The sequence below is a fragment of the Streptomyces sp. NPDC058758 genome (assembly GCF_042746075.1).
In the GTDB taxonomy this organism is placed as follows: Bacteria; Actinomycetota; Actinomycetes; order Streptomycetales; family Streptomycetaceae; genus Streptomyces.
In genome coordinates, this window is the sequence record NZ_JBHYPS010000020.1 from 125,732 (window position 1) to 132,772 (window position 7,041).

Genomic DNA, 7,041 nt, shown 5'->3' on the forward strand with positions numbered 1-7,041 from the left:
ATCCGCCCTACCCGGGATACACCGGTACCGTCCCCGCCTTCACCACCGGCTGCCAGTTCGCCCCCGGCATGAGGCGCACGATGCCGTCGTTGCCGGAGGCGGCGATCAGCGGCTCGGTCTCGTGGTGCGGCGCGGCCACGACGCTGACGCCGTTGAGGCCGGGCAGCACCGAGCTCGCGGAGGTGGAGCCGTCGGTCTGGAGGTAGCGGATCTGCTGCACGCCGCCGGCCTCCCGGCCGACGACGACGAGCCGGCTCGGCCCCGCCCAGGAGACGGACGAGACCGACTCCATGCGCGGCGCGGCGGGCTGGAGGTCCACCACGGACACGACCTGCTCGTCCGCGCCGTCCTGCCGCTCGATCCGGCCGATCTGGAGGGTGGTGCGCCCGTCGCGGGTGATGAGGAGCGCGATCCGCACCCCGTCCGCGGAGACGCGCAGCGATTCGACCCGGGTGCCCTCCGTCAGCCACGGCGTGCGGACCTCGATCCACTTGCCGGTGCCGTCGGGCACGACGACCAGCCGCTGGTGGCCCCTGGCCCGGTCGGCGACCCACAGGTCGCCCCGCCCGTCCCAGCTGGGCCGGGAGAGCCGGTCCCGCGGCGCCGCCGTCACGGCGGCGCCGCTCTTGAAGACCGGCGGCGCCTGTTCCTGGTCGGTCGTGATCGAGGAGACGTACAGCGCGCTGCCGTCCTCGGAGATTCCCGCCGCCAGGCTGCCGCTGCGGGCCACGGCGACCGAGCCCAGCGGCACCACGCCCTTGCCCAGCAGTCCCGGCACCGGTTCCGCGGGCTGGACCACGTCGTCCCCGCCGGGCTTGAGCGCCATCATGCGGCCCTCGTCGTCCACGAAGTACGGCGTCTCGGCCTGCCCCGTGTCCTTGACCGCCTCGAACTCGGCGGCCTGCCCCTTCCCGAGCCGGCACAGGCCGTTGCCCCCGCCGTCCTGGAGCTCGACCTGGTCGACCCGTACGGAGGGCAGGTCGCCGAGCGTGACGAGCAGCTGGGCGGCCATCCGCCGGCACGCCTCGCCGCCGAACCGGTCGGCCTGGACGTCGAGCGGCACCTTGAGCGTGGACTGGTCGTCCGTGGCCAGCGAGGTGACGCCGCTCTTCAGCCGCGTCCCGGACGGGAAGGGCGAGTCGACGGCCGGCCGCAGCCAGTGCGTCGGCCCCTCCAGGAGCGCCTTCACGGTCTGCGTCACCGGGTCCATCCGGGTGACCGGGTCCTGGCGCTGCCGGATGTAGACGGGGTCGGCGACCAGCCAGTCCCGGCCGGAGGCGAAGTAGTACTTGTTGACCGAGCGGTAGTTGCGGAGGAAGTCGGCCTCGCCGAGCACCAGGCCGGGCGGCAGGCCGTCGATCCGCCACTCCTTGTCCTTGCCGTTGGCCGCGGTCTCCTGCACGACGTGGATGGCCTGCGCGTACTCCACCGGGCTGTTGGGCTGGTACGCGTGCCGGGCGTCCACGGTCGCGATCTTCCGGCCGGAGATCGGGTAGTCGCGGCCCTGGTTCTCGGGGTCCGCGTTGCGGTTGGCGCCCTTGCGGTCGGGGGCGGTGGCGAGCACGGTGATGCTCTGTTCCGGCTTCCAGGTCTCGGCCGCGTTCCGGGTCAGGTACTTGCGCGCGGTCGCGAAGCCGGGGTCGTCACTCGTCATGGCCTCCAGGAAGCCGTCGACGATCTCGTCCGGGTCGGCGTTCTCCCGGGGGGCGACCGCGTAGACCCGCACCTGCGAGTCGCCGGGGTTGGCTCCGCGTACGGCCTGGACGTCGCCGCTGTCCGGCATGGTGGCGCAGCCCGTCGCCAGCAGTCCGCCGCAGGCGGCGAGCACCAGTGTGCGTCCGCCCCGGCCCCGCCCCGCCCGCTTCCGCGCGTCAGCGCTCACCTGTGCCGTCCTCCCGCTCCGCGTTCCCCGCCGTGCCCGTGCCCGTGCTCCGTGCCCGTTCCGTGTCCGCCGTCGTCCGCGCCACCACCCGGGCTCCGCTGCCGGGCAGCGCCGCCGGGTCGACGGCGGCCCCCCTCGGGGGCGCCGGGATCCGCGGCGGCACCGGGGACAGCGGGGGCCGCTCCCCGGCCGGCTGGGCCGGTACGGAGGCGGTGCGGCCGGTCTCCTGTGCCCGCCCGGCGGCCTGCTCGCGGTTGCGCCGGGAGTCCTCGGGTTCCAGGGGTATCGGCGAGCCCCGCAGCGGCTCGTCCGCGGTGCGCGGCAGCGTGAGCCGGAACTGCGAGCCGCCGCCGGCCTCGCCCCACGCCTGGAGCCAGCCGCCGTGCAGCCGCGCGTCCTCGACGGCGATCGACAGCCCGAGGCCCGTGCCGCCGGTGGTGCGGGCGCGTGCCGGGTCCGCCCGCCAGAAGCGGTTGAAGACCCGGGTGGCCTCGCCGGGTTTCAGGCCGACGCCGTAGTCGCGTACGGCGACGGCGACGGCGCCGCCGGCCGCGGCCAGCTTCACCACGACGTCCCGGCCCTCGCCGTGCTCGACGGCGTTGACGACCAGGTTGCGCAGCACGCGCTCGACCCGGCGGGCGTCCGCCTCGGCCACCACCGGCTGCTCGTCGCCGACGACGACGATCCGGGTGCCCTTGCGTTCGGCGAGCGGCTCGGCGCCGCCGATGACGCGGCGCACCACCTGCCGCAGGTCGATCGGTTCGGCCTCCAGGGCGGCGGCGCCCGCGTCGAAGCGGCTGATCTCCAGGAGGTCGGAGAGCAGCGACTCGAAGCGGTCGAGCTGGTCGCCGAGGAGTTCGGCGGAGCGCGCGGTGACGGGGTCGAAGTCGACGCGGGCCTCGTGGATGACGTCGGCGGCCATCCGCACGGTGGTCAGCGGGGTCCGCAGCTCGTGCGAGACGTCGGAGACGAACCGCCGCTGCATCCTCGACAGCTCCTCCAGCTGCTGGATCTTGAGCTGGAGGTTGGAGGCCATCTTGTTGAAGGCCTCGCCGAGGCGCGCGATGTCGTCCTCGCCGGTGACCTTCATCCGTTCCTGGAGCCGGCCGGCGGAGAGCCGTTCGGCGATCCCGGCGGCCATCCGCACCGGTGTGACGACCTGCCGCACCACGAACCAGGCGATGGCCCCGAGGAGGACCACCACGAAGAGTCCGGCGGTGGCCAGGGTCGTCTTGACCAGGGTGAGGGAGTCCTCCTCCTGGGTGAGCGGGAAGAGGTAGTACAGCTCGTACTGCTTGCCCTCGGCGTCGTTGAGCCGCTTGCCGATCACGAGTCCCGGCTCGGGCTGCTTGTCGCTGGTGTAGTGGATGCGCCCGAACTTCTGGAACGGCACGTTGTCCCGTGCCACCGACTGCCGCAGGTCGGCGGGGACGGACCGCGCGGGGTCGACCTCGCCGGAGGCGCGGGCGCCGCGGCTCGCGGTGTCGCCGGAGTCCAGCGAGAGCGCCACCACGTTGAACGCGTTCTGGCCGCCGCTGGCGAGCTGCTCCACGAGCGTGGAGCGCCAGTTCACCGAGGATCCGGCCCGCACCCCCTCCTGCCCGGGCACGGACGGTGTGGTCGCCGCCCGGTCCTGGGCGGCGGAGAACCCGCCGGCGGCCTGGATCTGGGCGGCCTTCTCCTTGGTGTCGAGCAGGCCGTTGCGGACCTGCCCGATGACGACCAGGCCCAGCAGCAGCACGACGCCGAGGGACATCAGGAGGGTGCCGGCGACGACCCGCAGCTGGATGTTCCGCCGCCACAGCCGTACGGCGGGCAGCAGCGGCCTGCGCACCAGCCGGGCGACGATCCGGAAGACCCGTCCGCCCGGCGTCCCGTCCTGGAGGAGTTGTCCGCCGCGCCTCAGGCGGCCGGAACGCGAGCCCCCCCGTCCCGGTCCGGCAGCCCGCCCCGTACGGCCCCCGGGGGCCGGGGACTCCGGAGCAGCACTGCCCTTGCTCATATCAGCTCGGTCCCGCCTTGTAGCCGACCCCGCGGACGGTCACCACGATCTCCGGCCGCTCCGGGTCCTTCTCGACCTTCGAGCGCAGCCGCTGGACGTGCACGTTCACCAGCCGGGTGTCGGCCGCGTGCCGGTAGCCCCAGACCTGTTCCAGGAGCACCTCGCGCGTGAACACCTGCCACGGCTTGCGGGCGAGCGCGACCAGCAGGTCGAACTCCAGGGGGGTCAGCGCGATCGACTGCCCGTCCCGCTTCACGGAGTGCCCCGCCACGTCGATGACGAGGTCACCGATGGTGAGCTGCTCCGGCGCGGGCTCCTCGGAGCGCCGCAGCCGCGCCCGGATGCGGGCGACGAGCTCCTTCGGCTTGAACGGCTTGACGATGTAGTCGTCGGCCCCGGACTCCAGGCCCACGACGACGTCGACGGTGTCGCTCTTGGCCGTCAGCATCACGATGGGCACGCCGGACTCGGCCCTGATGAGCCGGCACACCTCGATGCCGTCCCTTCCGGGCAGCATGAGGTCCAGCAGCACCAGGTCCGGCTTGGCCTCCCGGAATGCGGCGAGAGCCTTGTCGCCGTCAGCGACGAACGACGGCTCGAACCCTTCACCCTTGAGCACGATCCCGAGCATCTCGGCCAGTGCGGTGTCGTCGTCGACGACGAGAACGCGTCCCTTCATATCGACATCATCCCATTTCCGTATCAGTCTCAAGGCGGCTGGTGAGATACCTCACTGACCTGCGACAACGCCTCGGACCGGCCCCCTGACTCCCCGTGTCCGCGCGCCGCGCCGCCAGTAACGACTGTCACCCCCCGTGCCCCCGCGGTCGCCCAGAACCGTACCCCGCCGGACCCCGAACGCCCACGCTCCGGAACGAGCTTCCTCCCCCGGTACGGCTCCACCGGCCGCCGACGGGTCCGGAACCCGCCCTCGGGCGGGGGTTCCGGGCCGCGGGCGGGGGCGGGAAGCCGTTCCGTCCCGGGTCACGGCGGGGTCCCCCGTGGCACGATGGCAGCCGGCCCGCCGCCCGACCGTGGACGGCCGCCGTGACCGAGCCGGTTCGCCGACCGGCACCGCGACCCAATCCTTCGAGGTGGACGACCGTGAACGACACTCCGGGCCGGAACACGCCCGGATCTGCCCCTTCCGACGGCCAGGACGGGCCCGCGATCCCCGGACCGTCCTCCCCCTCGGAGACGAACGGCTCCGCTCCCCAGTGGTCGAAGGACCAGCCGCCCGCCGGCCAGTGGTCCCCGCCCCCCGGCGGCCCGGCCCGGCCGCCGGCCCCGGGCCGCGCCTGGGCGACCCCGCCGCCGCAGCGCGGCCGGAACGGCTACGGCGCCCCTCCGGCCGCGAAGCCGGGCGTGATCCCGCTCCGCCCGCTGGGCGTCGGCGAGATCCTCGACGCCTCGGTCGCGACCCTGCGCCGCTACTGGCGGACGGTGCTGGCCGTCACGGTCACCGTGGCCGTGGTGACCCAGGTCGCGCTCGCGTTCGTCCAGCGTTACCTCGCTACGGAGCCGCCGGCCCTGCACGCGGACGCGAGCCCGGCGGAACAGCTGGAGGCGGCCTCCGCCTATCTCCGGGCCTCCTTCACCGAGCTGGCCCCGACCATGCTGGTCTCCGTCGCCGCCTCGGTCTTCACCAGCGCCCTGCTCACCATCGTGGTCAGCCGGGCGATCCTGGGCCGGCCGGTGACCCTCCCGGAGGCGTGGCGGGAGGCGAGCCCGCGGCTGCCGCAGCTGCTGGTCCTCTCCCTGGCCCTGCCGCTGGGCGCCGGTGTCCTCGCCTTCGTGGCGATGCTTCCGGGCCTGCTGCTCGGCGGGGCCGGCGGCGCGACGCTCGCCTTCCTCGGCGGCGCGGCGGCGTTCGTCGTCATCGTCTGGCTGCTGATCCGTTTCAGCCTGGCCTCTCCGGCCCTGATGCTGGAGCGCCAGGGCATCGTCGCGGCGCTGAAGCGTTCGGCGAAGCTGGTGAAGGGCGCCTGGTGGCGGATCTTCGGCATCACGGTGCTGACCCAGCTCCTCATCATGATCTTCACGATGATCCTGGCGATCCCGTTCACCGCGATCGCGTTCGCCCTGGACGGCGTCGGCGTGGACGAGCTCTCCGGCTCGGGCTTCGAGCTGAGCTGGACCTATCTGATCGTCATGGCCGTCGGCGGCGTCATCAGCGGCGCCCTCACGTACCCGATCGCGGCCGGCGTGACCGTCCTCCTCTACGTGGACCAGCGCATCCGCCGCGAGGCCCTGGACCTGGAACTCGCCAAGGCCGCCGGCACCCCCGCCCACGCCCCCACCGAGCACTGACCCACCCCCGACAGCTCCCGCTTCCCGCCCCCAGAGCCCCCGGAACCGGGAGCTGTCCCCTTTCCCACCGGTCCGCCGCCGACTTCGACACCCCGAGCAGCGCAGCGAGCTGCCGCCTCGTCAGGTTCGTGCGCCAGTACGCCACCACCAGCAGGGTCCGGCCCTCCGGCGGAAGACTCCACGGCCGGCCTCTGCGAACCGCGTCCGCACCCTCGCGCCGCAGAACCGTCACCGGCTTCCCGAAAGCACGAGGGCTCAGCCTGGAGGACGGGGCTGCCCAGGAAGGCTCTGACGCCGTGACCACACCAGCCACCCGTCTCTCAACTGCCGCTCAAGGGACTGTCGGCGATCCGGATCAGTTCGACCCAGGTCAGCCCCGTGCCCGAGAAGTCGCCGTCCCAGCTGGCGATCCGCTCGACGTAGCTTCTGCCTGGATGGGTGAGGAGGTAGTCGGTTCCGTAGTCGCCATCCAGGTTGCGGTAGATCACCACGGCTCCGGGGCCGTCTTCTACCGGCACCCTGAACACGGGCCAGCGTTCAGGATCGAAAGCCCGGCTGGACCAGCAATGTCTCGCCGGGTACCAGCGGGCCGTCGTCGTATCCCTTGATCAGCACCTCTCGATCCTGTCACCAGCGACTGACACGACGAGATCCAGGATCGGCTGCTGGAGGGGCCTCAAGGGGCCCGCACATGACGGTGTTCCGAGCCGGCTCCAGGAACGACGGCCCTGGTGAGGCCGACCGTCAGTAATTGCCCTGGAACGCAGGAAAGCCCCGCACCACAAGGGTGCGGGGCTTTCCCACAATGATTGTTCGGCGGTGTCCTACTCTCCCACAGGGTCCCCCC

Annotated in this window: 5 protein-coding genes and 1 pseudogene; 1 reads left to right on the forward strand and 5 read right to left on the reverse strand. The window is 73.0% G+C overall.

What is annotated here, in order from left to right; genetic code table 11:
* Nucleotides 1-7: 7 nt before the first annotated feature.
* The 3 genes from ACFW6A_RS23115 to mtrA are packed head-to-tail and all read right to left on the reverse strand — an operon-like array spanning nucleotide 8 to nucleotide 4,563.
* Nucleotides 8-1,882 carry an LpqB family beta-propeller domain-containing protein gene (locus tag ACFW6A_RS23115; protein ID WP_386642420.1) on the reverse strand — a complete coding sequence of 625 codons (1,875 nt, stop codon included), beginning with the start codon at nucleotides 1,880-1,882 and terminating at the stop codon, nucleotides 8-10.
* Nucleotides 1,872-3,884: an MtrAB system histidine kinase MtrB gene (mtrB, locus tag ACFW6A_RS23120; protein ID WP_351854900.1), complete on the reverse strand. Its 2,013-nt coding sequence runs from the start codon at nucleotides 3,882-3,884 to the stop codon at nucleotides 1,872-1,874. The genes ACFW6A_RS23115 and mtrB overlap by 11 nt, the downstream gene beginning before the upstream one ends.
* Nucleotide 3,885: 1 nt before the next feature.
* Entirely contained in the window at nucleotides 3,886-4,563 is a 678-nt protein-coding gene (gene mtrA, locus ACFW6A_RS23125; protein ID WP_030498730.1) for a two-component system response regulator MtrA, read from the reverse strand.
* A 1,121-nt stretch (nucleotides 4,564-5,684) separates the two neighbouring features.
* On the opposite strand from mtrA, the pseudogene ACFW6A_RS23130 reads away from it, so the two are divergent.
* Nucleotides 5,685-5,996: pseudogene (locus ACFW6A_RS23130) on the forward strand (glycerophosphoryl diester phosphodiesterase membrane domain-containing protein); the annotation flags it as partial.
* Nucleotides 5,997-6,066: 70 nt separating this feature from the next.
* Here ACFW6A_RS23130 and ACFW6A_RS23135 read toward each other — a convergent pair.
* Together ACFW6A_RS23135 and ACFW6A_RS23140 are read right to left on the reverse strand one after the other, a co-directional pair.
* Nucleotides 6,067-6,507: a transposase family protein gene (locus ACFW6A_RS23135; RefSeq protein WP_351854903.1), complete on the reverse strand. Its 441-nt coding sequence runs from the start codon at nucleotides 6,505-6,507 to the stop codon at nucleotides 6,067-6,069.
* A gap of 7 nt (nucleotides 6,508-6,514) precedes the next feature.
* A complete protein-coding gene (locus ACFW6A_RS23140) occupies nucleotides 6,515-6,682 on the reverse strand; it encodes a hypothetical protein (protein ID WP_351854905.1) in 168 nt (55 codons plus the stop codon).
* Nucleotides 6,683-7,041 lie beyond the last annotated feature (359 nt).